22 protein-coding genes are annotated in these 23,813 nt (G+C 62.4%); 10 read left to right on the forward strand and 12 right to left on the reverse strand.

The features are described from left to right. Window positions 1–28 precede the first annotated feature (28 nt). Complete coding sequence (locus WKV53_RS17570; protein ID WP_341406085.1) at window positions 29–3,760, forward strand: beta strand repeat-containing protein; 3,732 nt, start codon at window positions 29–31, stop codon at window positions 3,758–3,760. Window positions 3,761–3,925: 165 nt separating this feature from the next. After that, window positions 3,926–4,609, forward strand: coding sequence for a 3-keto-disaccharide hydrolase (locus WKV53_RS17575; protein ID WP_341406086.1), 684 nt, complete (start codon window positions 3,926–3,928; stop codon window positions 4,607–4,609). Between the two features lie 10 nt (window positions 4,610–4,619). Here the strand turns inward: WKV53_RS17575 and WKV53_RS17580 are convergent, their stop codons facing one another. Further along, a complete protein-coding gene (locus tag WKV53_RS17580; RefSeq protein ID WP_341406087.1) occupies window positions 4,620–5,075 on the reverse strand; it encodes a hypothetical protein in 456 nt (151 codons plus the stop codon). Continuing rightward, the gene (locus WKV53_RS17585; protein ID WP_341406088.1) at window positions 5,072–5,515 is read right to left on the reverse strand and encodes a GNAT family N-acetyltransferase; all 444 of its coding nucleotides are present in this window, start codon (window positions 5,513–5,515) and stop codon (window positions 5,072–5,074) included. Before WKV53_RS17585 ends, WKV53_RS17580 begins: the two co-directional genes overlap by 4 nt. 336 nt (window positions 5,516–5,851) lie before the next feature. Here WKV53_RS17585 and WKV53_RS17590 point away from each other — a divergent pair, with 336 nt between their 5' ends. Next, entirely contained in the window at window positions 5,852–6,544 is a 693-nt protein-coding gene (locus tag WKV53_RS17590) for a 3-keto-disaccharide hydrolase (protein ID WP_341406089.1), read from the forward strand. A 241-nt stretch (window positions 6,545–6,785) separates the two neighbouring features. Here WKV53_RS17590 and galK read toward each other — a convergent pair whose 3' ends face one another. The 4 genes from galK to WKV53_RS17610 all read right to left on the reverse strand — a co-directional run bounded on the left by galK (window position 6,786) and on the right by WKV53_RS17610 (window position 11,577). After that, window positions 6,786–7,964: a galactokinase gene (galK, locus tag WKV53_RS17595; RefSeq protein ID WP_341406090.1), complete on the reverse strand. Its 1,179-nt coding sequence runs from the start codon at window positions 7,962–7,964 to the stop codon at window positions 6,786–6,788. Between the two features lie 354 nt (window positions 7,965–8,318). Then, window positions 8,319–8,525, reverse strand: coding sequence for a hypothetical protein (locus WKV53_RS17600; protein ID WP_341406091.1), 207 nt, complete (start codon window positions 8,523–8,525; stop codon window positions 8,319–8,321). Between the two features lie 21 nt (window positions 8,526–8,546). Continuing rightward, on the reverse strand, window positions 8,547–10,307 hold the full coding sequence (locus WKV53_RS17605; protein ID WP_341406092.1) for a sodium:solute symporter family protein: 1,761 nt from the start codon (window positions 10,305–10,307) through the stop codon (window positions 8,547–8,549). Between the two features lie 130 nt (window positions 10,308–10,437). Continuing rightward, on the reverse strand, window positions 10,438–11,577 hold the full coding sequence (locus WKV53_RS17610) for an aldose epimerase family protein (protein ID WP_341406093.1): 1,140 nt from the start codon (window positions 11,575–11,577) through the stop codon (window positions 10,438–10,440). 165 nt (window positions 11,578–11,742) lie between these two features. On the opposite strand from WKV53_RS17610, the gene WKV53_RS17615 reads away from it, so the two are divergent. The 5 genes from WKV53_RS17615 to WKV53_RS17635 are packed head-to-tail and all read left to right on the forward strand — an operon-like array spanning window position 11,743 to window position 15,152. Further along, the gene (locus WKV53_RS17615; protein WP_341406094.1) at window positions 11,743–12,186 is read left to right on the forward strand and encodes a GAF domain-containing protein; all 444 of its coding nucleotides are present in this window, start codon (window positions 11,743–11,745) and stop codon (window positions 12,184–12,186) included. Between the two features lie 44 nt (window positions 12,187–12,230). Then, window positions 12,231–12,707 (forward strand): Jag family protein, encoded by a 477-nt coding sequence (locus WKV53_RS17620; RefSeq protein WP_341406095.1) that lies wholly within the window; start codon window positions 12,231–12,233, stop codon window positions 12,705–12,707. Then, window positions 12,704–13,177, forward strand: a complete 474-nt coding sequence (locus WKV53_RS17625; RefSeq protein ID WP_341406096.1) for a DoxX family protein — start codon at window positions 12,704–12,706, stop codon at window positions 13,175–13,177. The genes WKV53_RS17620 and WKV53_RS17625 overlap by 4 nt, the downstream gene beginning before the upstream one ends. 19 nt (window positions 13,178–13,196) lie before the next feature. Beyond that, the gene (locus WKV53_RS17630) at window positions 13,197–13,544 is read left to right on the forward strand and encodes an acyl-CoA thioesterase (protein ID WP_341406097.1); all 348 of its coding nucleotides are present in this window, start codon (window positions 13,197–13,199) and stop codon (window positions 13,542–13,544) included. Window positions 13,545–13,595: 51 nt separating this feature from the next. Then, a complete protein-coding gene (locus WKV53_RS17635; protein ID WP_341406098.1) occupies window positions 13,596–15,152 on the forward strand; it encodes an NAD(P)/FAD-dependent oxidoreductase in 1,557 nt (518 codons plus the stop codon). Here WKV53_RS17635 and WKV53_RS17640 read toward each other — a convergent pair. The 6 genes from WKV53_RS17640 to WKV53_RS17665 are packed head-to-tail and all read right to left on the reverse strand — an operon-like array spanning window position 15,149 to window position 22,083. Continuing rightward, a complete protein-coding gene (locus WKV53_RS17640) occupies window positions 15,149–16,018 on the reverse strand; it encodes an NAD-dependent epimerase/dehydratase family protein (RefSeq protein ID WP_445974772.1) in 870 nt (289 codons plus the stop codon). The genes WKV53_RS17635 and WKV53_RS17640 overlap by 4 nt on opposite strands. After that, window positions 16,008–18,641, reverse strand: a complete 2,634-nt coding sequence (locus WKV53_RS17645; protein WP_341406100.1) for a glycosyltransferase family 4 protein — start codon at window positions 18,639–18,641, stop codon at window positions 16,008–16,010. Before WKV53_RS17645 ends, WKV53_RS17640 begins: the two co-directional genes overlap by 11 nt. A 6-nt stretch (window positions 18,642–18,647) precedes the next feature. Further along, a complete protein-coding gene (locus WKV53_RS17650; RefSeq protein ID WP_341406101.1) occupies window positions 18,648–20,105 on the reverse strand; it encodes a formylglycine-generating enzyme family protein in 1,458 nt (485 codons plus the stop codon). A gap of 11 nt (window positions 20,106–20,116) precedes the next feature. Further along, window positions 20,117–20,500, reverse strand: a complete 384-nt coding sequence (locus tag WKV53_RS17655; protein WP_341406102.1) for a hypothetical protein — start codon at window positions 20,498–20,500, stop codon at window positions 20,117–20,119. Between the two features lie 38 nt (window positions 20,501–20,538). Further along, window positions 20,539–21,132: an HD domain-containing protein gene (locus tag WKV53_RS17660; protein WP_341406103.1), complete on the reverse strand. Its 594-nt coding sequence runs from the start codon at window positions 21,130–21,132 to the stop codon at window positions 20,539–20,541. A gap of 18 nt (window positions 21,133–21,150) precedes the next feature. After that, window positions 21,151–22,083: an AraC family transcriptional regulator gene (locus tag WKV53_RS17665; protein WP_341406104.1), complete on the reverse strand. Its 933-nt coding sequence runs from the start codon at window positions 22,081–22,083 to the stop codon at window positions 21,151–21,153. Window positions 22,084–22,261: 178 nt separating this feature from the next. On the opposite strand from WKV53_RS17665, the gene WKV53_RS17670 reads away from it, so the two are divergent. Then, window positions 22,262–22,993, forward strand: a complete 732-nt coding sequence (locus WKV53_RS17670; protein WP_341406105.1) for an SDR family oxidoreductase — start codon at window positions 22,262–22,264, stop codon at window positions 22,991–22,993. A gap of 35 nt (window positions 22,994–23,028) precedes the next feature. Next, a complete protein-coding gene (locus tag WKV53_RS17675) occupies window positions 23,029–23,790 on the forward strand; it encodes an SDR family NAD(P)-dependent oxidoreductase (RefSeq protein ID WP_341406106.1) in 762 nt (253 codons plus the stop codon). The last annotated feature ends 23 nt before the right edge of the window (window positions 23,791–23,813 follow it).

Consider the following 23,813-nt stretch of genomic DNA (forward strand, 5'->3'; position numbering starts at 1 on the left):
TCTTTAGCTCCTCACTCCCTCTCCAACCATGACTGTCACCCGCACCCACCTGCTGGCCCTTGCTGCCTTGGCCAGCCCCGCCGCTCCGCTGCATGCGATCGTCTACAGCGCGAACCAGAACAACACGAACTCCTACGATACCACCGGCACCACCCTCACGCTGGACGCACCTGGCGCTGGCGCTGAGGCCACCCAGAGCGGGGTGATCTACGGCAGTGGCGGTATTCTCAAGTCGCAGGCGGGCACCCTGCATCTCACCGCGCAGAATACCTTCACCGGAGGCACGAGAGTCATCTATGGAATCCTCTCCCTCGACAACCCCAGCAACGGCGGCATCGGCACGATCCGTGGCAATGTGCTCGTGAATGCTTCCGCCGGGATTCTCCAGACGGGAGCCCCGAATGCGCTCGGTTGGATCACCGGGCAGAAGGTCGACAGGATCGATCTGGTCAACGGGACCGTGATCAACACCGCCAGCGGCGACCAAGGCTGGGGAGTCACCTACACGATGGAGGGCAACAGCATGATCAGCTCGAACAACGGCCACAACGACCCCAACGCCAATGTTCCCACCGCTCCGTCCCGCTTCTCCTTCGGTGGACCTGCCGGCGGTAATAGCAGCCTGACGGTGAGCGGCGGCACTGCGGGATCGGTCGCGAGGGCCTATGGCCGGATCGACCTGCGCTCGGACAATGGCAATACTGCGGCCACCTTCAATATAGGGCTCTTCGCCAGCAACAACACCCCCGCATGGCTGGATTGCTATGCGTGCCTCACCGGAACCGCGGGCCTCACCAAGACCGGCGCAGGGACCCTGAATCTGTATGGGACCAATACGCACACTGGAGTGACTACGCTGAACCAAGGGGTCATCACCGTGAACAAGTCCGGCCCGGGAGGCACCGGCGGCATCCGCTCGCCGCTCGTGATCAATGCCGGGCGCATGGACCTGAACGCGGTGAACGCGATGGGATACCTCCCCGGCGAGAAGGTGGATAGCGTTACTTTGAATGCAGGACTGATCAACTCCACGGCGGCGGGTGACCAGGGTTGGGGCGTGGCTTACACGCTGAATGGCGGAGAGATCCGCACCAACAATGGTGTGGCCGATCCGAATGCCCCGGGCAAGTTCGCCTGCGGCAATTATACCACCTTCACCGTCCCGGCCGGTGCCGCGCCGCACATCAGCGGGCGCATGGACTTGCGCGACCTGCTGAATCCCAACACCGACATCACGGTGGGAGCGAATGGCAACCTGATCGTGGATGCCGCGGTCACCAACAGCGGCGGGATCAGGAAGTTCGGCCCGGGCACGCTCACATTCAACGCCGCGAACACCTTCACCGGCACTCTAACTATTACGGAAGGTGTCGTAGTGGCGGGCGGCTCCAGCATTTCCGGCAGCACGGTGAACAATACCCAGCTCATCTTCCAATCCGGGGGCACTAGTCCCGGCGCGATCTCCGGCCCCGGCACGGTCAAGAAGACCGGCGGTGACACGGTGGTGTTAACGGGAACGAACACCTACACCGGCGGCACCACGATCGAGAGCGGCTGGATCTCGATCGCGTCGAACGCGAATCTCGGCGCGGACAATATCCCTCTCACCCTGGCTGGCGGCGGCCTTGCGACCACCGCAGACCTGACACTCACGCGCCCCCTCAGCATCACTGGCACGGGCACGCTCACTCCTTCCTCCGGCACGCTCACGCTGAATAGCATCATCTCCGGCACCGGCTCACTCCAGAAGACCGGGGCCGGGGTGCTCAAGATCAACTCGATCCAGACCTACACCGGCACCACCACGGTTCAGGATGGCAAGCTTCTCTTGGCCACCTCCTCGGGTGGGACTGGAGCGATCCGCGGCAATCTCGTGGCTAACCAAGGCAGCGTCATCGAACTCTCCGATGCCGGTGCACTCGGGCAGAGCATCGGGACCGATAACGTTTCGCTCTATGGTGCCACCATGACCAACACCAGTGGCAGCGCCATCATGCTCCCGTACTATACGACGCTTGCCGGTGGCACCCTCAGCTCGAACGGCGGGACCACCAGCCCCACCGCAGCTTCCCGCTTCATTTCCAGAAGGACGATCGGGGCAAGTGGCGGCGCCAAGACCTCGACGATCGCGGGAAGGCTGGAGCTTCAGAATGGAGCTGCCTTCGATGTGAACACTCTCGCCACCCTCAACGTCACGGCCACCGTCACCTCCGGTGATGATGTGGTGGAAGTCGTGAAGGACGGCTGGGGAACACTGAACCTCCCCGCCCAAAACACCTACAAGGGTGCGACCCGGATCAACCACGGCACCTTGGAAGTGAGTTATCCCCACAGCCCCACCTACTACCTCCACGGCAACAGCTTGGCCGATGCTTCCCACCTGCATCTCCGTGGCAACAGCGTGATGAGCAACGGCACCGGGACTCCCCAGAACCTCTTCCTGGATAATTTCAGCTACATCTATTTCTACGACAACGCCTCCGCCGGAGCAGCCAACTATAGCCTGGGGCCACTCACCGGCACGAGCTTCGAGAATTCATCCACCGCCGGCTCGGCAAACTTCACGGTCGGCAATGGCTCGAGCCTGGGCTTGCAAGCCAGTGCCAATGCCGGCAGCGCCACCATCACCCTGCTTGCGGGCGGAGACTTCGATTCCTTCGCCACGGCCGGTCCCACCGCCAGCGGCGCGAAGGTGATCAGCCAAGCGGGAGGCGATGTCCGTGCCTTCGCTCCGCTGTCCATCGGCTCGCTCAACGGGAGTGGCACTTTGCAGACGGGCAGCTCCAAGGTGACGCTCGGTGCGCTGGGGCTGGACGATGTCTTCTCGGGCATCACCGATGGCACCGGCTCGCTGGAGAAGACCGGCAGCGGCACGCTCACGCTTTCGGGAGCCAACGTCTACAGCGGCGGCACCACGATCTCCAGCGGCAAGCTGCTGGCGTCTAACAGCAGCGGCTCCGCGCTGGGCAGCGGCGCGGTCTCCGTGAGCAGCGGTGCCACGCTCGGCGGCTATGGCAGCATTGGCGGAGCCACCACGCTCCAAGGCGGTGCGCATCTCGCGCCGGGCAACCCGACCGGGACCTTGAAGTTCACAAATGGCCTCACGCTGAATGGCGGCTCGGTTCTGGACTTGCAGCTTGGCTCACCCGCCACGGATCTCGTCCGCGTTTCCGCCGGAGCCCTCACCGGCCCGGCTTCCGGCAAGATCACGGTGAACCTCTTGAATGCCGGTGGCTTCTCCGGGGGAACCTACACGCTCATCGATGCCAGCGGTGCGACCCTGTCGAATCTCACTGCGAACTCCTTCATCCTCGGAACCACGCTTCCCGGCTACAACTACTCCTTCGTGGTCACGGGCTCCCTGATTCAACTCAGCGTGATCCCCACGGATCCCTACGAGGCCTGGAGCCTCAGCATCCAGGATCCCGCCCAGCGTAGCCGCACGGCGGATCCAGATGGCGATGGCTTCAGCAACCTGATGGAGTATCTCTTCGGAACCTCGCCGATCCTCGCGAATGGATCCCTCTGCAGCAGCGAGGTGACTGCGGAAGGCCTTCTCCTCCGTTGGCTGCAGCGAAGCTCCGGGGCTAGCTATCAGCTCCAGGAGAGCAGCGACTTGTCCAATCCCTGGCCCACGAGCGCGCTGCCTGTCATCAATGGCGATCAGAGCGGGGTTCCACAGGATTACACCCGTAAGCAGGCGGTCGCACCTTTGGTCGGCGGACGAAAATTCTTCCGCATCCAAGGAGTGGAAAACTGAGAGGCCCCATTTCAGGTGAGGGGAGACAAGGCTTCTGATTCAGCCAAATGGTGTAGCGAAGCAGCAAAAAAGGAGACAAGCAGTCACTCGGGACAATTGGGATCCATGGGCGGCCCTACTCATTCGGGTACTTTCCGATCCAGTTCGATCCGTCATGGTAGGGTCATGAAGCCCGCCTCTTTGATGCCGCTCGTCGCCTTGGTCTCGTTCGTCGCCACCCCATCACTCAGTGCCGATCCCGCCAATCCCTATCCCGGCTGTACGAGGATCTTCAATGGCAAGGACTTCGACGGCTGGGTCGCGGAACCATCCACCTGGAGCATCGTCGATGGCGCGATGCGTGGCGTGGGAGGTACCTCGCGACTTGCTTACACCAAGGCCGACTACGGCAGCTTCCGTCTGATCTTCACCTCGCGGATGGATCCGGTGAACAACGATCACCCCGGCATCCTTTTCTGGGGTGATCGACCAGAGGACCCGGCCAAGCCGAAGATCGACAATGCAGGCTGGCTCCAGTTCATGCCGCCCTTCGGTGGGATGTGGAACTACCATCCGCCGCAGCACTGCAATCTCCTGCATCAGGATCTCGCGAAAGGCCCGCGCGATTCCGAGAAGTGGCACGTCACCGAGATGCTCTGCAATCTGGAGAAAGGCACCCTGCGCGCTGCGGTGGATGGCGTGGAGATCGTCCGCTACCAGCACCCGACCCCGGCCGAACGCAAGGATCCGGAGACGCGGATCATCGCCGGCCCCATCGGCATGTTCCGCCACGGCGGCGGCGCTTCGGAATACAAGGAGATCTACGTGGAAGCCGATCCGAAGGAGGACAAGCTGATCACAGTGAAGTGACGGGCTTGGGTCAGCCTAACAAGGAAGCCAGGCGCTCTTCAATATCGTCGAGCGTGCCGTAGAGATCGGCATTGTCGCTGACGACGAGGGCGGCCGGGTCCAGAGGCACAGGGAGGTGAGTGATTCCCTTCAGGAACTGGGTCATTCGGCTGGCATCGCTGAAGAGCGCATCTTCCCGGCAATAGACGACGATCAACTGGTGCCCGAGCCGGGTGGCGACGCGGCCGCGGAGAAAGCCGCCATACTCGGGCTTGTCCTTGAGGATGTGGGCGTGGCCTTTCGGGTAGTTGCGGATGTGCGCATCCTTGGCATCGAAGAGGCGGCCATCCGGGTAGATCCAGAAGACGAAGTCGGGATCGGTGTGGGTAAAGTCGTTGAGCGCGGCGCGGCGGCCCCGGACCTTCTCGGCGAGGAAATCAAAACGGTCGGCCGCGACTTCGCGAGAGATGGATCCGGAGGTGATCATCCGGGATGAGTTTCTGTCGGCGAGAAGTGCTTTCGCAAGTGGTAGTGGGTCCGCCCCGGCGGAAACCCGGGCAGCTCGGCGAAGACCTGGTAGCCGTGTGCTTCGTAGAAGTCGCGCGCTTGGAAATCGAAGGTGCCGTGCCAGGAGCCGGTGCAGCCTCGCTCGACGGCCTGCTCTTCCGCGGCCTCTAGCAGTTGTCGGCCGAGGCCTTTGCTGCGGTGCTCGGGTGAGACCCAAAGGCCGTCGATCATGAGCCATCGCCACATGGTCGCTCCGTAGAGGCCGCCGATGGTGGTGCCGTCGTCGGCCTCCAAAGCCAGATTTATGGGTAACCAATCTCGTGGGCCTACGTCGGCGGGGTCGGCTTCGCGAATGCCTTTGCGAACCAGAGCGGCCAAGTCGGAGCCATCCGGGGGAGAATGGAGGCGGTAAGAACTCATCGCGAAATCGTTGCCAGAGATTCAAACGGCGAACCAGCTTTTGGTTTAAGCGGACGTTTTGAAAAATTATTCACAAGTTATGAACATGATTTTCAGTTTGGAATTCAGAAATTAGCAGGAAATTGATCAGATTTATTCACAAACAAATTGCTGATCTTCAATTGTTTGGATCAAAGGTTTGTTCTCGCAGGGAGTTCTTTTTGAGCGAATGTTTTCCATCTCGCTTCAAGCGATACTTCGCTGGCGTCCAACGGATGTGATCTCAACCGGCTCTCATTGGGTGAGATGACGAATTCACCCTAAACCCGGAGAGTGCTGCCGCCGTTAGTTGGACTGATGAAATCCATCCTGCTGCTGCTCGCCATGGCCATACCTGCATTTTCCGCCCCGAATGAACTCTCGCCTGAAGAGAAGAAAGACGGCTTCAAGCTGCTCTTCGACGGCAAGACGCTGAAGGGCTGGCGCACTTACAAGGAGAAGGAGGCGAAGGAGCAGTGGAAGGTTCAGGACGGGGCGATCGTACTGACCGCCGGTGGTGGTGGCGATTTGATCACGGATGACGAATATGCGGACTTCGATTTCCGCTGCGAGTGGAAGATCGCGGACCAGGGGAACTCCGGCATCATCTGGCGCTCCACCGAGGATCATCAGTACCCGTGGATGAGCGGCCCGGAGTACCAGATCCTCGATTCCTTCGACAAGCCGGGCCACAAGTATGCCCATGAGACCAAGAAGGCCAATGTGGCCGGCGGGTTCTACGACATCATCCCGGCCAAGCCGGAGTGGTCAAAGCCGGTTGGCGAGTGGAACGAGGCGAGGCTGGTGATCAAGGGCACGAAGGTGACGCTCTATCTGAATGGCAACGTGACCGCCGATGTGGACACGGAGAGCGACGACTTCAAGGCGATGCTGGACAAGTCCAAGTTCAAGGGCTGGGAGTTCTTCAACAAGGCGAAGAAGGGCCACATCGTGTTCCAGGACCACGGGGACAAGGTCGAGTTCCGGTCGGTGCGGATCAAGCAGCTGTGAACTAGTCAGCGGTCACCAGTCATTGGTCATTGGGAAAATCCCTTAAACAGAGAGCCCGGCAGGATTTGCAGGGCTCTCTTTTTGGGAAACGGTCGGTCGATGAGGAGGCACGGTGAAGACCGGCTTGACCCATCTCGCGGCCCTTCAGGCCGCCATGGTTCTGGCGCCAAAAACCCCGGCCGATGGCCGGGGCTGAGGGATTGCGCCCCGTTGGGGCTGAAGAGGATTGCGGAAAAGATCCTCAGAGGACGTGGGCTCCTTGGGATGGGCGGGAGGCGAAGATCTGGGCGGTGATGCCGGTGGCTTCGTGGTACTTTGCGGCGAGGGTCGCGGCGATTTCGGAGGCCTTGCGGGATTCGCAGAGGGTGACGGTGGAGCCGCCGAAGCCGCCGCCGGTCATGCGGGCACCGATGATGCCGCCGTTGCGGCCGATGGCGCGGGCGATGTCGACCATGAGGTCGAGTTCCTTGCAGCTGACCTCGAAGTCGTCACGGAGGGAGTCGTGGCTGGCGGCCATGAGTGGGCCGAGGGCTTCGAAATCGTTTTTGGCGAGGGCTTCCGCGGCGGCGACGGTGCGGGCGATTTCGCCGACCACGTGGCGGGCGCGGCGATTGACCGGGTCGCCCATTGCGTCCCAATTGGACTCCACGTCGGCGAGGGTGGCGTCGCGCCAGGACTTCTTGCCGATGACGGCGAGGCCATCTTCGGTGTTCTTGCGGCGGGCGGCGTAGCCACCGTCGGAGAGTTCGTGGTGCACCATCGTGTTGGCGATGAGCACGGTGAGGTCCGGGTTTTCGAAAGGCACCAGCTCGGGCTCGCCGGTCTGGCAGTCGATGAGGATGAGGCGGTTCGCCTTGCCGAAGGCGGAGGCGAACTGGTCCATGATGCCGCAGGGGACGCCGGCGAAATCGTGCTCGGCCTTTTGGCAGAGGAGGGCCTTTTCCTTGGTATCGAGGACGGTATCGAGCAGGCCTTCCAGCAGGGTGGCGACGCAGCACTCGAGGGCGGCGGAGGAGGAGAGGCCGGCACCGCCGGGCACGGAAGAGAGGATGTAGGCGTCGAAGCCGGGAAGGTGATGACCGCGGTCCTGGAAGCCCTGGAATACGCCGCGGAGGTAGTTCGCCCACTTCGGCGCGGTGATCTCCTGCTTGGTGTTGAGCGGCAGGATCGCCGGTTCGCCGCCGAGGGCGGTGGCGACGCGGGCTTCATTGGTGCCATTCAGCGCGGCAGCCATCACGATGTAGCGGTCGATCGCGAAGGGCAGCACGAAGCCATCGCAGTAGTCGATGTGTTCACCGATCAGATTGACGCGGCCGGGAGCGGCGGCGGTGACGGTGGCGTCGCAGCCGAATTGTTCCTTGAGGCCGGCGGCAGCGTCGGCGGCGAGATCAGTCAGGGTCGTGGCGAGGTCGAGGGACATGGACGAGGAGAGGATCGCTGCCGGGGCTCTCAGCGGCGATCGGGCGGTGGCACCCCGTGGAAGCGGCCGGTGCCGGCCGAAGGGTGAAGAAATCCGCGGATTTGGCAAAGGTGAAAGCTGTCCGCAGAAAACCTGTTTGGGTGAAACGATCGAATGGCGAGGATTGAACCAAGTCATCCCGCGAAACGGGTTCGATTGGTGAATTCCTCCTTTCCGATATGTATAGGAAAGCGGAAAAGCGGAAAAACACCCGAGGCCGTGGTTGAGGCGAACGGGCAAGAAAACGGGGCCAATCCAGCCAGTTGGCGGAATTGGCCCCGGAGGTGAAGCGGGACCGGGAACGGGCGCGAGGCCTTAGTCCCCGGAGGTCTTGTTGAATTTGGCGAGCGCCAGCATCACCAGGCCGAACACGAGCAGGACGGCGCCCCAGCTCAGGTTGATGTTATGGCCGAGCGATTTCTGGTAGATTTCGCTGCCCTTGGTCACCGCGCCGTAGCCGACGAGGATGGCTCCGAAGAGCGTGAAGAGGACACCGATAGGCAGCCGCAGGTCGAAGTTCATAGGTAGGATGTCGGCTGGGGTTTACCAGAAGATGATGTTGAGGATCAGAGCGAAGACCAGCACCGCGGTGCCGACCACGGCCGGGCGCTTCCAGAGCGGCTCGGCTTCGTCGTTCTGCTTGGGCGTGAGGGAGTAGACGAGGCCAACGAGTTCCTTGTCCTCCTTGGTCCGGGCCGTCGCCAGCGAGATGACGATGGTGAGGATGAAGCAGGAGCTCCAGGCGACGATGGCGAGCCAGAAGTTCTGGGCCATGCTGGAGGTGAACTGGTAGTGGGCGCCGAGGTAGCCGCCCTTGATCCAAGGCAGGGCGGCTTCGCCGGCTGCCATGATCTTCGGGGTGCTGAGGCCGTGGAAGGCGGCGGCGGCGAGGGTGCCACCGAGCAGGCCGAAGAAGGCACCGTGGCCGGTGGCCCGCTTCCAGAACATGCCGAGAAGGAAGGTTGCGAAGACCGGAGCGTTCACGAAGCCGAACACCAGCTGGAGGAAGTCCATGATGTTGTCCACGTTCTTCGCGACATAGGCGAAGGCGATGGAGATCAGGATGCCGGCGACGGTGGCGACCTTACCCATCCACATGTAGTGGGAGTCGGACTTGTTCGGCGCGATGTAGGACTGGTAGATGTCGTAGGTCCAGACGGTGTTGAAGGCGGTCACGTTGCCCGCCATGCCGGACATGAAGGAGGCCATCAGCGCGGTGAGGGCGAGGCCGAGGAGGCCGGTCGGCAGGTAGTGGGCGATCAGCGAGGGGATCACCAGGTTGTAGTCCGGATTGCCGGTTTCCATGCCGGGGATCGAGTAGCCGGTGCCGGACTTCATCAGCGCCAGGGCGATGATGCCGGGAAGGATCACGATCACGGGGAAGAGCATCTTTGGCACGGCGCCGATGATGGGCGTGCGGCGGGCGTCGTTCATGGACTTGGCGGCCATGGCGCGCTGGACGACGAGGAAGTCCGTGCACCAGTAACCGAAGGAGAGCACGAAGCCGAGGCCGAAGACCATGGCGAACCACTCCACACCCATCGGGTTGTCGGTGGTGCCCATGTATTTCCAGGAGTGGACGAAGGTGTCATCGAGACCCTTCTTCATGTTTTCCCAGCCGCCCATGTTCTCAAGGCCGAGAATGACCAGCGGCGCGAAGCCGAGGACGATGAGGAAGAACTGGAGGACTTCCGTGTAGATGGCGGAGGTCAGACCGCCCTTGAGCACGTAGGCCAGAACGACGACGGATGAAACCAGCAGCGAGATATTGTAGTCCCAGCCGAGCAGGAGCTTGAGCAGGGCGGCCAGCGCGTGCAGGGAGGCGCCGGACGAGGCGACCGTCATGGCCGCGAAGGCGATGGAGTTCAGACCGCGGGTCTTTTCATCGAAGCGCAGCTTGAGGTATTCCGGCACCGACCGTGCCTTCGAGCCGTAGTAGAACGGCATCATGAAGATCGCCAGGAAGATCATGGCCGGAATCGCACCCACCCAATAGAAGTGCGAGGTCATGATGCCGTATTTGGCACCGGAGGCGGCCATGCCGATGACTTCCTGCGCGCCGAGGTTGGCGGAAAGGAAGGCGAGGCCGGTGATCCATGCCGGGATCGACTTGCCGGAGAGGAAGAAGTCGTTCGCACTCTTCACCTGCCGCTTCAGCATGAAGCCGATGCCGATGACGACCGCGATGTAGGCCGCGAGGATGGTGTAATCGACGAAATGGAGGTCGATTTTCGGCGCATTGACGCCGGAGGAAACGGCGCCGCCACCGGCGGACGCGAGGATCGGGACGAGGTCGAGGAACATTGGGTTCAGGAAAACAAGGATTCGGGAAGCAGGAGCGCGATTTGAAGCGACGGGCTGCCCGTCTAGCAAGTGGTCAGTGCGTGCGCCCCCACGATTGTGGGGGCGCACGGAAGGGAGGCAGGCCTGCGGATTATTCGGCCGAGAACTTCAGCACCATGGTGTGCTTGTAGGTCTCGCCGGGCTTGAGGACCGCGGTCGGGAAGGACGGCTGGTTCGGCGCGTCCGGGAAGTTTTCGGTCTCGAGGGCGCAGGCGGTGCGGTAGGCGTACTTCACGCCGCCCTTGCCGGCCACGGTGCCGTCGAGGAAATTGCCGCCGTAGAACTGGATGGCGGGCTTATCGGTCGAGATGTCGAGCCGGCGACCGCTCTTCGGGTCCTTCAGGGTGGCGGCGTGGCGGATGCCTTCCTTCTTGGTCAGGATCCAGGCGTGGTCGTAGCCACCGCCGAGCTTGAGGGCCTCGAATTCCGCGCCGACGCGCTCGCCGATCGGGGTCGGCTTGGTGAAATCCATCGGGGTGCCGGTGACGGAATCCAGCTTGCCGGTCGGGATCAGGCCCTTGTCGGTCGGCAGATACTTGTCGGCATCCAGGGTGAGGATGTGATCGTTGATGGTCTCATTCGGCACGCCGCTGAGGTTCCAGTAGGCGTGCTGGACGATATTGAGAACTGTCGGGGCGTCGGTGGTGGCGGTGACTTCCCACTTCAGCTCGTTGGCCTCGGTCAGGGTGTACTTGACCTTGGTGGTCAGGGTGCCCGGGTAGCCTTCCTCGCCGTCCTTCGAGACGTAGGTGAGGTCGAGGGAGTTGGAGGCGTCATCGGCCTTGGCGGTCCAGAGGACCTTGTTGAAGCCGACATTGCCGCCGTGGAGGTGGCAGGGGATGCCGCCGGGCTCGTTGTTGGTGGCGAGCGTGTAGTCCTTGCCGTTCAGGGAGAACTTGCCGTCCTTGATGCGGTTGCCGAAGCGGCCGACGGTGGCGCCGAAGTAGGGATTGCCCTTGGAAAGGTAGCCTTCCGCGGAATCGAAGCCGTAGGTGACATCGGCGTTCTTGCCGGCCTTGTCCGGGACTTCCATGGAGACGATGGTCGCTCCGAGGTCGGTGATCTTGGCGCGGAGGCCGTTCTTGTTGGTCAGGGTGAAGATCTTGGCTTCACGGCCGTCAGGGAGCTTTCCAAAGGTTTCCACAGGAATTTTCGAGGTAGCGGAGGCGGAATCTTTTCCGGCGGCAAGGCAAGCGGTTGCCATCAGCGTCATCAAGGTGGCTGTTTTCATGGGTTAGTAGGTCAAACGTAGTCGAAACTTCAAATCATGGATTCAGGGTGTAAATCCGAAATCCTGTCCTCAGATGCTGGGTTTTCCGATGCATCTCATGCTCAGGAGGGTACCGGCAAGATTTCCTTGTTGCCGGGCCGTCATGTGCGCGGAAGAACAAACCGCATGAACGTGGATTTCGCGAATCAGGAAAGTGTGGGGACGTGGCTGGCCGGAGTGCTCGAGAGTTTCGCCTGCCAGACAGGGACCCTGCACAAGGCGGATGGCGAGTGGCTGGACCTGGTGGCGCAGGTCGGGGTGCCGGAATTCCTGCTGCCGAAGATCGCCCGGATTCCCTTTGGCAAGGGGATCGCCGGGGTGGCGGCGGAGCGGCGGGAGCCGGTGGAGCTGTGCAATCTCCAGCAGGATCTGGGCGGGGTGGCCCGGCCGGATGCGCGGGAGACGAAGGTCTCCGGCTCGCTGGCGGTGCCGGTGCTCTCGCCCGATGGTGCGACGGTGCTGGGTACCTTGGGAGTTGGCATGCAGGAGCCGCATGATTTCACGGAAGATGAGAAGGCGCGACTGTCCGGAATTGCTACGGAGATCGGAAAGACATGGGCTGGAAGCTGACCGCGCCATTGACCGGCGGGCGCAAGGATCGTTAGATGACGGCCATGACACCCGTTGGGGCAGCGAAGAAGATCCTCGATACCATGCTGGGCCATCTCGGCTTCCATGTGGAGATCGAGATCATCGAAAGCGAGGAGGAGCCGTGCCTGCAGATTCACACGCCACGCAGCGAGTTGCTGATCGGCAAGGACGGAGAGCGACTGGATGATTTGCAGTACCTGGTGAACCGGGTGCTGCGGAAGCATTTCCCGAAGGCCCCGCGCGTGCGGATCGACTGCGAGCACTACCGCGCGATCCAGGAAGACAAGCTGTCCGCCGAGGTCCGCGCTGCGGCCGAGGGGGTGAAAACCAGCGGCAAGGCCTTCAAGATGCGGCCGCTGAATGCCTACTACCGCCGGCTCGTCCACAATGTGCTGGTCGATGACGAGACGGTGGAGAGCGTTTCGCCCGGCGGCGAGGAGCGGCTCAAGCGCATCATCATTCGTCCGCGTGGCAGCGAGGGAACCCCGAGCGCGGAATGAAGAAGTTCTTTTTCGACTGCGGGACGCGTGACCCGCTGGCTTCGACCGGGCTGGTGCTGCTGCGGCTGGCGTACGGCTGGATGATGCTCTACGGGCACGGGATCATGAAGATCCAGAACTTCGAGCAGATGAAGGCAGGGTGGCCGGTTGCCGGTATCTTTCCGCTGAACTTGATGAGCAGCCCGGTCAGCCTGATGGCGACGATCGGCGCGGAGGTGGGTGCGTCGGCCTTGCTGATGCTAGGCTTCATGACCCGGCCGGCGTCATTCGTGCTCGGATTTGCGATGACGATTGCCGCGTTCCAAGTGAACGCCCAAGCGCCGTTTTTCTCGACCGGCAGCGGGCCTTCCAAGGAGATGGCGGTGCTTTATCTGATTCCCTGCTTCGTCTTCATCATCACCGGGGCCGGCCAGTGGTCGATTGATGCCGGATTTGATACGGACAAGCGCCGCCGTCGCTGGAAGAAGTGAGCTGAGCTAGAGCCAAGCCATGGAAACGCACCGCCTCGTCCTGCCGGAGGATCTGAATCATTTCGGATTCCTTTTTGGCGGGCGCTTGCTGGCGTGGGTGGATGAGGCGTGCTGGATCGCGGCGTCGCTGGATTTCCCGCACTGCCAGTTCGTGACCATCGGGATGGACAAGGTGGAGTTCCGGTTTTCGGTGCGGCAGGGGACTATTCTCAATATCCGCTGCATCAAGGAGCACGAGGGCAATACCTCGGTGAGCTACCGGGTGGAGGTCTTCGACCGGCGGAACTCGATCGCGCCGCCGATCTTTTCGACCGGCATCACTTACGTGAGCGTGGACGACAGCGGGCGGAAGCGACCGATCCGTTAAGCGTGCGCCGGGCTTGCCCGCGGCTCCTGGGCCTGCCATCACGGCGGGCCGATGATCGAGACGCTCGACCTCATTTTGCCCCTCGAAGCCTCCGAGGACGAAGCCGCGTGGAAAGCTGCTGCGGCGAAGAAGCTCGGCGTGCCCGCCTCGCGGGTGACCGGAGTGCGGCTGCTGAAGCACTCGCTGGATGCCCGGCAGCGTGCGGTGAAGGTGCAGCTCCGGCTGGAGGTGGCGGTGGATGAGCCGCTGCCGGAGGAGGTGAATCCGGCCTGGTCGGCTCCGGCGCTGCCGCGGGATGCGAAGACGGCGGTGATTGTGGGGTGCGGACCGGCGGGGATGTTTGCGGCGCTGCGGTGCCTGGAGCGGGGGATCAAGCCGATCGTGCTGGAGCGGGGGAAGGATGCGTCCGCGCGGCGATTCGACTTAGCTCCGATCTTGCGGCAGGGGGTGGTGATCGAGGATTCTAACTATTGTTTCGGTGAGGGGGGGGCGGGGACTTTCTCCGATGGCAAGCTCTACACGCGTGCGACGAAGCGTGGCCCTGTCGCTCGTGTTTACGAGATCCTGGTCGCGCATGGTGCGCCGCAGCGGATTCTAACAGATGCGCATCCGCACATCGGCTCGAACCTGCTGCCGAATGTGGTGAAGGCGATGCGGGCTTCCATTCTCGAAGCGGGTGGGGAAGTCCGCTTTCAGGCCAAGGTGGTGGATTTCATCCTCGATGGTGACCGGCTGCGTGGCGTGGTCACTGCGGATGGTGAGGAGATCACGGGGGATGCGGTGATTCTGGCGACCGGGCACAGCGCGCGGGATATTTACCGGCTGCTTGCGGAGAAGAAGATCTTGTTAGAGCGGAAGCCGTTTGCGGTGGGGGTGCGGATTGAGCACCCGCAGCCGTTCATTGATGCCGAGCAGTATCACCTGAAGAAAGATGAGGCGCGGCCGGATCTGTTGCCTGCTGCGCGTTATGCGGTGGCGACGAAGATCGATGACCGCGGGGTGCATTCGTTCTGCATGTGCCCTGGTGGTTTCATCGTGCCGGCATCGACCGAGAATGATGAGGTGGTGGTGAATGGGATGAGCCTCGCTCGCCGCGATTCGCCGTTTGCGAACTCGGGGCTGGTGGTGACGGTGGAGCCGGAGGATACGGACTCGTTTGCGAAGGAGCACGGCGTGCTTTCCGGGATTGCCTATCAGAAGGCGCTGGAGGTTGCGGCGAAGCAGGCGGGTGGCGGGGGACAGGTGGCGCCGGGGCAGCGGGTGGCTGATTTCCTTGTCGGCAAGGTTTCGGCCGATCTGCCGAAGACGAGCTACTTTCCTGGAGGCAAGTCCTCGCCGCTGCATGAGATTTTGCCGAAGGGAATCGTCAGGCGGATGCAGACGGGACTGAAGTTGTTTGACCGGAAGATCCGGGGGTATGCGGGGAAGGAGGCGTTGTTGTTAGGCTTTGAGACGCGCACGAGTTCGCCGGTTCGTATTCCTCGGCGGGACGATACGCTGGAGCATCCGGAAGTGCATGGCCTGTATCCGTGTGGGGAAGGGGCGGGGTATGCCGGGGGGATCGTAAGTGCGGCGCTCGATGGGATGCGGGTGGCGGAGGCGCTCTAGGGAAAAGCCACTCGTGCTTCCCAGCCGAGGATCTCGCGAGCTTTCCTGACATCTGCCAGCGTGCCGAGAACATCGGCCGGATGCGGTGGGCCGTATTTCACCTCGGTGGTCATGCCAGTCCATGCCTCGGCGGCGCGGAGCATGTCGTTTACGGAGTGGTTTCGGCCGGTGCCGATATTGAAGGTCTCGAAGCCGCGGCCTTTCCATGCGAGCGCTTGCTCGACCGCACGGGCGACATCGGAGACATGCGTGAGGTCACGCCGCTGGCTGCCGTCGCCGTGGATGGTGATGGTTTCGGCGGCGAGGATTTTTCTGCGGAATGATTCCAGGGCTAGATCCGGGCGCTGGCCATCGCCCCAGACGGCGAACAGTCGTAGGGCGATGAAGTCGATGCCGTGACTTTCTGAGTAGAGCTTGCCCCATTGCTCTCCTTGAACCTTTGTCAGGGCGTAGGGGCTGCAGGGGGAGAGTGGATTGTCTTCAGCGCTCGGCGTTCCGTTGGTTGCTCCATACACGCTGGATGAGGAGGCGAAGATGAAGCGCTTCACGCCGTGCTGTTTGGCCCATTCCAAGAGGCGAACGGTACCTCCGACATTGGTCTCAATGTAATCTGAAGGCCGCTCCATCGATGGCCGGACTCCGCCCAAGGCGGCGAGGTGGACGATGGCGTCGCAGTTTTTGCCCGGAAGATCTCCGTTGCGGATATCGCAGAGGATGGTCTGAATCTCATCCGGATGCGGCGGACTTGGCTCCCGATTGTCCAATGCGATCACACCATGCCCCGATTCTGCGAGATGGCGGGCAACATGGTGGCCGATGAATCCGGAGGCTCCGGTCACCAGAACGGTTGATTTGTTAGATGGCATCCGGGAGGAAGAGTCGCAGGTAGTCGTTCGTCATTCGCTCCAATGTGAAATGCTGGCGGATGTGCTCGCGGGCGGCGGTGCTCATGGCGTCGCGCTTTGATGTGTCGTGAGCCAGATCGACCATTGCCTTGGCGAAGGCGGGTACGTCACGGGCGGGCACGAGGCGTCCATTGAGTTCATCGATGACTTGCTCGGAAGCGCCGCCGACATCGCTGGCGATGACTGGCAATCCGGAGGCTAGGGCTTCGAGCGAAGCATTCGGGCAACCGGCGGGATCGGAGATCATCACGAAGACGTCGCAGGTGGCATGGAAGCTTCCGATGTCATGGGTTTCGCCGAGCCACTCGACGGGCAGGCCGTTGGAGAGCTCTTGCAGTTCCTTCGCGCATTCCTCGGCTCCGGTTTCGACTCCACCGGCGATTTTCAGCACGCAGGCTGGGAGGTCAGGGAGCGCGAGTCGGAAGGCTTCGATGAGTTCGTCCAAGCGCTTCTGCGGGCTGATGCGTGCCGCAGTGCCGAAGACCAGTGCTCCTTCTATCTGCGTGCGTCTGCGAGGTTGATCGGGAAGAGTCACGCCATTCGGGATCACCTTTACGGAAGCGCCAATGGCTTCGGCTCGTTCGGCCTCTCTTCCGTATTTCACGACGAAGCTCTTCAACAGGCGTCCGTAGTCCCGCGGCTCGCGGCATGGGAGGCCGGGTGGGGGATTCTCCATCGTGCGCTCGAAGGAGGAGAACCACATCTCGCCGGGGGAGATATCGTGGACGGGGGTGAATGGGAGGGAGTCGGCGAGCAGCAGCTTGTGGGTGGTGATGGCGTTCCAGAAGACGACCGCGGCGGGTGGATCGGCGGTCATTTCGGTGAGGATCAGATCCACCGCTTCCTGTGGCCCGATGATGCCGGCTGGTGGTGGGACGAAGACTTCGATGCCGTGGTCTAACAAATCCGTGCGTCCTGCGGTGGGGTGCTCGGGATATTCCTGGAGCAGGGCGACGCAGACCTTGTGACCTTTCGCGTGAAATGATTTTGCGAGTCGGCGGAGGGAAGATTGCGCGCCGCCCATGGAGAGGTTGTTGGTGACGAACCAGAGGGTGGCGCCTTTCTCGACGCGGCAGGCTGCTTGACGGGCGAAGCGAGCGACACGCTCGGCCATGCGAGGGGTGGTGAAGTCGCGCCATACGAGCTTGTGGGCTGAGGGTGGGGGGGCGAGAAATGCGTCGGCGATGGCTTTGGCGAACTGTTGTGGCGTAGCCTTGGCCCCTAACAAGCTCATCGAGGGATTGCTCCATGCCAGTTCACGGGTGCCGCCGGTGTCGCATGCGATTACCGGACGACCGGATGAGAGTGCTTCTAGGTGAGCGAGGCTGAGGCCTTCGTGGGCGCTGCAGGAGACGAGTGCGTGGGCTTTTGCGAGCACTTCACGGACGGGGACTTTTCCTTCGGTCCATGTTAGGTCGATGCCGTGCTTTGCTGCTTCGCGATCGACGAGTTCGCGGGAAGCCGTGGCATCGGCGAGGTTTGGGGATGTTTCTCCGGCGATCAGCAGCTCTACCGGCTTGTTGATTCCGCGTGCTGCGAGTTCATCGCGGATTGCGGCGGTGATGGCGGGAAGCAATTCGAGGCGTTTTTGCGGGCGCGGATTTGCGACGCAAGCCAGGATGAAGCCCGAGTCATTCGGAGGTAGTGGGGTCTCGGGAAATTCGTTCGGGCGGATGCCATTCCATACCGTGCGCACAGGTAGGTTCGGCAATGCACTGCGCAGTTCCGATTCCGCTGCTTGAGAGCAGGCGAGCAAGATTGTGACGTCGTTTGGCTGAAGCGTTTCCCAGTCGCGCGGCCAGCCTTCGCGGCTGTTGTGGACGGTGGTGATGACGGGGATGCCGGACTTTGAGAGGGTGCGGGTTTCCTCGGCATCGGTGAGGTGGACGTGAAGGATGTCCGCACCTTGGGCGATGGCGTGCTTGGCGAGCATGCCTGCACGTTCGCCGCGCCGGAGATGGGAGAGGTCGAGTGTGCCCGGTGGGATATCGAGGGATGTGCGATGAGGCTTACCCAGTACGACGAGCCGCGCTGCGACGTCGTGGCGAGGGAGCTCTTCCGCGAGATCCCGTGCGATTTTCTCCGCACCGCCGTGCTGGAGACTGGTGACGATCTGATAGATGGCGAGGCGATCGTCGGTTGGGGCCAAGTCGAGGGCGGACCAGTGGACGATACGCGCTGAGGAGGGCAGAGCTTCTCCCTTCAAACGCGCCTGCAAGGTCTCGGGAGACGAGTGCCATTCGCAAAGCGGCGGCGGGAGTTCGCCCGAGTAGTCACCGCCGTGTTTCCGGTGGAAGTCCGACCACTCGCCGCTAGGGGGGAGGCCGATGGCTACCAATGGGCGGCCTTCTAACAGAGGAGGGATTTTGAATGAGTCGGGTGATCGCAGCACGCAGCCGGCGCGGAGCAGAAGTCCAGGGCCTGCAATCTCTTGCGAGAGTGCGAAGCCTGCTGCTTCCAGGCTGCGGCGGCTGCGGGCTTTCAGCCATGGCCGGCGCGGGTCGGTGCCAAAGACGAGGGCAAAGCCCGCGATGCTCGCTTGCTTGGCGGGCTCGGGATCGGAAAGGGAGCGCGAATGGGACATCGCTCGTCAGTAGGCCGAAGGGAAGATGGGAGGACGGCGGCGATCGTCATCATCGTCGTCCTGGCGACGGTGGGGAAATGCGGGTGGAGTGCTGAAGATGGCGGGGGAGATGTCGTTCTGTGGATCATCGCCCGCGATGACGCTGACGGAATTCGGTTCGCTGCCGGTGAAGACGAATTGGCCGTCGTCTCCCGGGCGATAGATGAGCTCCTGAACCATCGCGGCACCGGCGACCATGTAGCGGATTTTCAACAAGGTGCCTTCCGGGTAGTCGCCATTGATCCAGAAGCCGTCGTTGGTCCTGCGGATGGGTGGCTGATAGGCAGGTTGTGGTTGAGGTCGGTAGCCGGTGCTGGGCATCGGCGGTGCCGGGTTCCGACCGCGGGTGATCAACTTGAAGAGCGAGATCACCACGGCGACGGGGATGAGCAGGCAAAACAGGCCCTTGAAGAGAACGGCAATCAGCGGTGGGGAAGAGGGCGTCGAGCGATGCCGTAGCTCGTCGTAGGTGGGTGTGGCGTCGGGAGTGGTGGGCTCTGCTGGTGCTTCGGCTTCCACTGGTGGGAGCTCCGTGGCTGCGGGAGGCTTGGGTGGTGATGGTGGAGGAGTTGCTGCGGCGACTTCGGTGCTACAGAGGATGCGGAAGCCGGTGTCGGCATTCCGGCTGCGCGGGTCGGCGCGGTAGCGGGCGGCGCTGCGGGTATTGCTGGCGCCGCGGTTCCAGGAGCCACCGCGAAGGACCCGGCGGGGCTTATCGCTGAGGTTTTGATTGTCCTGGCGTGGATCCATTGCGTCGCCGGCGGGATAGGGGGCATACCAATCGAGGCACCATTCGGAGACGTTGCCGGCGATGAAGATGCCCCAGGGATTGGCGGGCTTGGAGTCGACGGGATGGGTGGTGTTGCCAGCGTTGCCCTTGTGCCAGGCGATGTCGGCGTCGGGGCCGTGCCATGCGGTGGTGGTGCCGGCGCGACAGGCGTATTCCCACTGGGCTTCGGTGGGGAGGGTGATCTTGCGGCCGGACTTTCGTTCAAGCCAGGTGCAGAAGGCTTGTGCGTCGGGAAAGGTGAGGAGGCAAACGGGGTGATCCGCAGTTTGGGGGAATCCGGGGCTTTTCCACGTGAAGTCCTTTCTTTGGCTGAGGGTATTGCCGTCCCAGCCATAGCCGCCGCTGGTGCCGTTCTCGGCTTCGGTACGATAATGGGTTTCGGCGATGAAGCGCTCCCATTGGCCGCGGGTCACGGAAGTACGGCCGATGTAGTAGTCGTGGCTAATCCGGACGTTCCGCTGGGTTTCATCACCGGCGCGGCTGTTTTCGCTGGCGGGAGAACCTTGGGTGAATTGGCCTGCGGGGACGAGGACGAGGTCCATCGTGGTGCCTCCGCCGAGGTCGAGTTTCAGAGTTGGCTCCGCGGCGGCGACGATGCCGGAGAGGGAGAGAAGGAGGAGCAGGATGGGTTTCATGGGGGAGAGGTTCAGCCGGGTTTTGCTGCATCTTCCCATGTGCGCCGGGGAAGGAAAGGCTGGGCGGAATTCGGGGTGACGCGACCGTCGGTGACGCCATCGGCGGCGTCGATGGCGATGGCCCGTGCTGCGATTTCCTCGCGCTTCACGGTTCCGGTGGACTCAAGCATTTGCAAGAGAGCCTCGATCACCAAGCCGGCCTGTCCGAGATCCCTTTCCAGTGCCTCCACGCGATGTTCCAAGACCTGGTTGCGGGAGGTTTCCCAACGGCGCTCCCGTTCGTCGTGAAAGCGCTGCATGCCTTCCTGATGTGCCTGGGATTGCTGCTGGTCGGCGATCCGGCGGAGGTGGCTCGCTTGGGCCACCTCGGGAAAGAAGAAGTCGAAAAAACTCATGGCGAGGTGATCATGTGAAGGCGGGGGCGCTGCGGCGATTACAAGTTAGGAACGGTTTTCGCGGGCTTCAGCCAGCCTGCGGCCACGGCTTCGTTGGCAAGGGCGGTGACGTGTTGCCAGAGTTCCGGAGAGACGGCTTCGATGTTCCGATTGCGGGTCAGGACCTGGTCGATGGAAATCCCGTGCTCGGGCCAGGCACCGCCGCCATTCGCGTGGTTTTGCATGATGGGTAGCAGGCGATCGATCGCGTTGGCGAATTTCGCTTCGGGCGTGGCGCCTTGTTCGAACTCTTCCCAGAGCGAGATGAATTCGGAGGCGAGGCTTTCGTGGAGCATGCCGAAGATCCGCTTCGCGGCCGCTTGTTCTTTCTCGGCCTTATTGCCCTGGTCGCCGTAGCAGAAGGTGTCTCCGGCATCGATCTCGACGATGTCGTGAAGGATCACCATCTTCAGGATGTGGAGGGTATCGAGCGATGGATCGATGGCGGGGATCAGGGTCATCGCCAGCAGCGCCAGACTCCAGGAATGTTCCGCGGAGTTTTCTCGACGGGGAAGGCCGATGGGGCGGGAGCGACGTTCGATGCCCTTGAGCTTTTCGCACTCGAGGACGAAACGGAGGGCTGAGTCGATCATGGCCATGACGCTGGAGGTTCAGGCGAACTGCATCAAGCTTGCCTTGAGCTTCTCGGTTTCGGCGGCTGGGGTTGCGCCGAAGAAGCGCTTGAATTCGCGGCTGAATTGCGAGGCGCTTTCGTAGCCAACCAAGCGGGCGGCGCTGGCGGCGGTCTCGCCTTCCTGGACCATGAGGAGGCGCGATTTGTGGAGGCGGATGGTTTTCAGATACTGGAGAGGTGGCGAACCTGTCACCGCCTTGAAGTGGGCGTGGAAGGTGGAGACGCTCATGCCTGCTTCGGAGGCGAGGGTATTCATGTCCACCGGGGCTGCGTAGTCGCCGTGGATGCGCTGGAGGGCTCGGCTGATCTGGCCGAAGTGGCTGTGGGGTGCTGCGAGGGCACGGAGCGGGCCGCCTTCATCGCTGCAAAGAACGCGGTAGGTTATTTCTCTAACAATCTGGGGGCCGAGGATGCGGGCATCGTCGGTGGATTGGAGCGCTTCCACGAGGCGGACGGTGGCATTGTAGAGAGAGTCATCGAGCGGGTTCGAGCGGATCGCGAGGGGGCGACCCATCGGGATGGGGGCGGGGCGTTCCATGGCCATCATCAGCTCGGCGACGGTGGCGGGTTTCACGGCGACGGAGATGCCGAGCATGGGGCCATCGGGGGAGGCGAGGGTTTCGCACTCGAAGGGGAGGGGTACGGAGAGGACGAGGAAGTGGTTGGCGTCGTAGGTGAAGACTTCGTCGCCGAGGTAGCCTCGTTTCCGGCCTTGGGCGATGATGACGATGCTGGGGTCATACGACACCGGGCCCTTCACCATGGCGCAGGAGGAGCGCATGAATTTCACGCCGGGAAGACGGGATGCGGAATAGCCTTCACCGTGCGCGAGCCCGCCGAGCATCTCTGCCAGCCGGCCGGTGCGGGGGGCTTCGATAGTGTCCTCGATGGCTCGTGGTTTCGCGCTCATGATGGAGAAATAGGCAATCAGGGGCGGTGATTGTGCAAGTGGGATCTTCGGGGTCAGAGAATCGGGCAATTATTCCGGGCCATCAGGTATATCGGGGAATCCGGCTGGTCGCTACGGTGTGGGCATGTGGAAGCGGTGAACGCTCTCCCTCCATCCCAACCCCAACAGGAACACGACCATGAATACGAATCGCAAGGTTATCCTCGTCACCGGAGCAAGCAGCGGCATCGGCGAAGCGACGGCTCGCCACCTCGCCGCCAAGGGCCACCACTTGGTGATCGGCGCGCGCCGCACCGACCGGCTGGAGAAGCTGGCCGCTGAACTCAATGCCGCGGGTGGCTCGGTTGAATTCGCCTCGCTCGATGTGACCGACCTCGAAGATGTGCGCGCCTTTGCCGGGCTCGCGCTCGAAAAGCACGGACGCATCGATGTGATCATCAACAACGCCGGCGTGATGCCGCTGTCGCCGCTGGAAGCGCTCAAGATCGACGAGTGGAACCAGATGATCGACGTGAACATCCGCGGCGTGCTGCATGGCATCGCTGCGGTGCTGCCGGTGATGAAGAAGCAGGGTAGCGGTCAGGTGATCAACGTTTCGTCGATCGCGGGTCACGCGGTCTGGCCAACGTGTGCCGTTTACAGTGCGACCAAGTATGCGGTGATCGCGATTTCCGATGGCCTGCGCCAAGAGAACACGGACATCCGCGTGACGGTGATCTCGCCGGGGGTGACCACTTCGGAACTGGCACACACGATCACGCACGATGAGACCGCAGGCTTCATCGACAAGTTCCGCGAAGTGGCGATCCCGGCCGAGGCGATCGCCAAGGCAATCGGCTTCGCAATCGATCAACCTGACGACGTGGACGTGAACGAAATCATCGTTCGTCCGACGGCGAGCCCGAACTGAAGTTTCCTCTCTCCGAACTCAACCTCACAAATCCCATGAATCTCTCTAACAGGATCGCCATCGTCACCGGTGGCAGCCGTGGCCTCGGTCGCAACATCGCCCTCGCGCTCGCTGCACGCGGTGCGGATATCATCCTCACGTATCGTGAAAAGAAGGCGGAGGGCGAAGCCGTGGCCGCCGAGATCGAGGCGCTTGGTCGCAAGGCGGTGGCGCTACCGCTGGATGTTTCTTCGACGAATGGCTTTCCCGTTTTCGCCTACGGCGTCCGTGCGACATTGGCAGAGAAGTGGCAGCGCGAGAGTTTCGATTTCCTCGTGAACAACGCGGGCATTGATTCGTCGGCTCCCTTTGCCGAGATGACGGAGGAGAACTTCGACCGCCTCTACAACGTCCACCTGAAGGGAGTTTATTTCCTCACGCAGCGGCTGCTGCCACTGATCGCTGATGGCGGGCGCATCGTTTGCACTTCCACCGGACTCGCGCGGTTCTCCATCCCGGGCTACTCGGCCTATGCAGCGATGAAGGGCGCTGTCGAAGTGATGTCGCGCTATCTGGCCAAGGAGCTCGGGCCGCGGCGGATCGGCGTGAATGTGGTGGCACCGGGTGCGATCGAGACCGATTTCACCGCGGGTCACCTGGGACATGCCGGGGTGCGTGAGATGATCTCCGCGCAGACGGCGCTTGGACGTGTCGGCGTGCCGGATGACATCGGCGGCGTGGTCGCCTTCCTGTGCTCCGAAGAAGGACGCTGGGTGAATGCCCAACGGCTCGAAGCCTCAGGCGGGATGTTCCTGTAAGCTGGATCTTCGAACGAAAAAAG

Source organism: Luteolibacter sp. Y139, assembly GCF_038066715.1.
Lineage (GTDB): Bacteria > Verrucomicrobiota > Verrucomicrobiia > Verrucomicrobiales > Akkermansiaceae > Haloferula > Haloferula soli.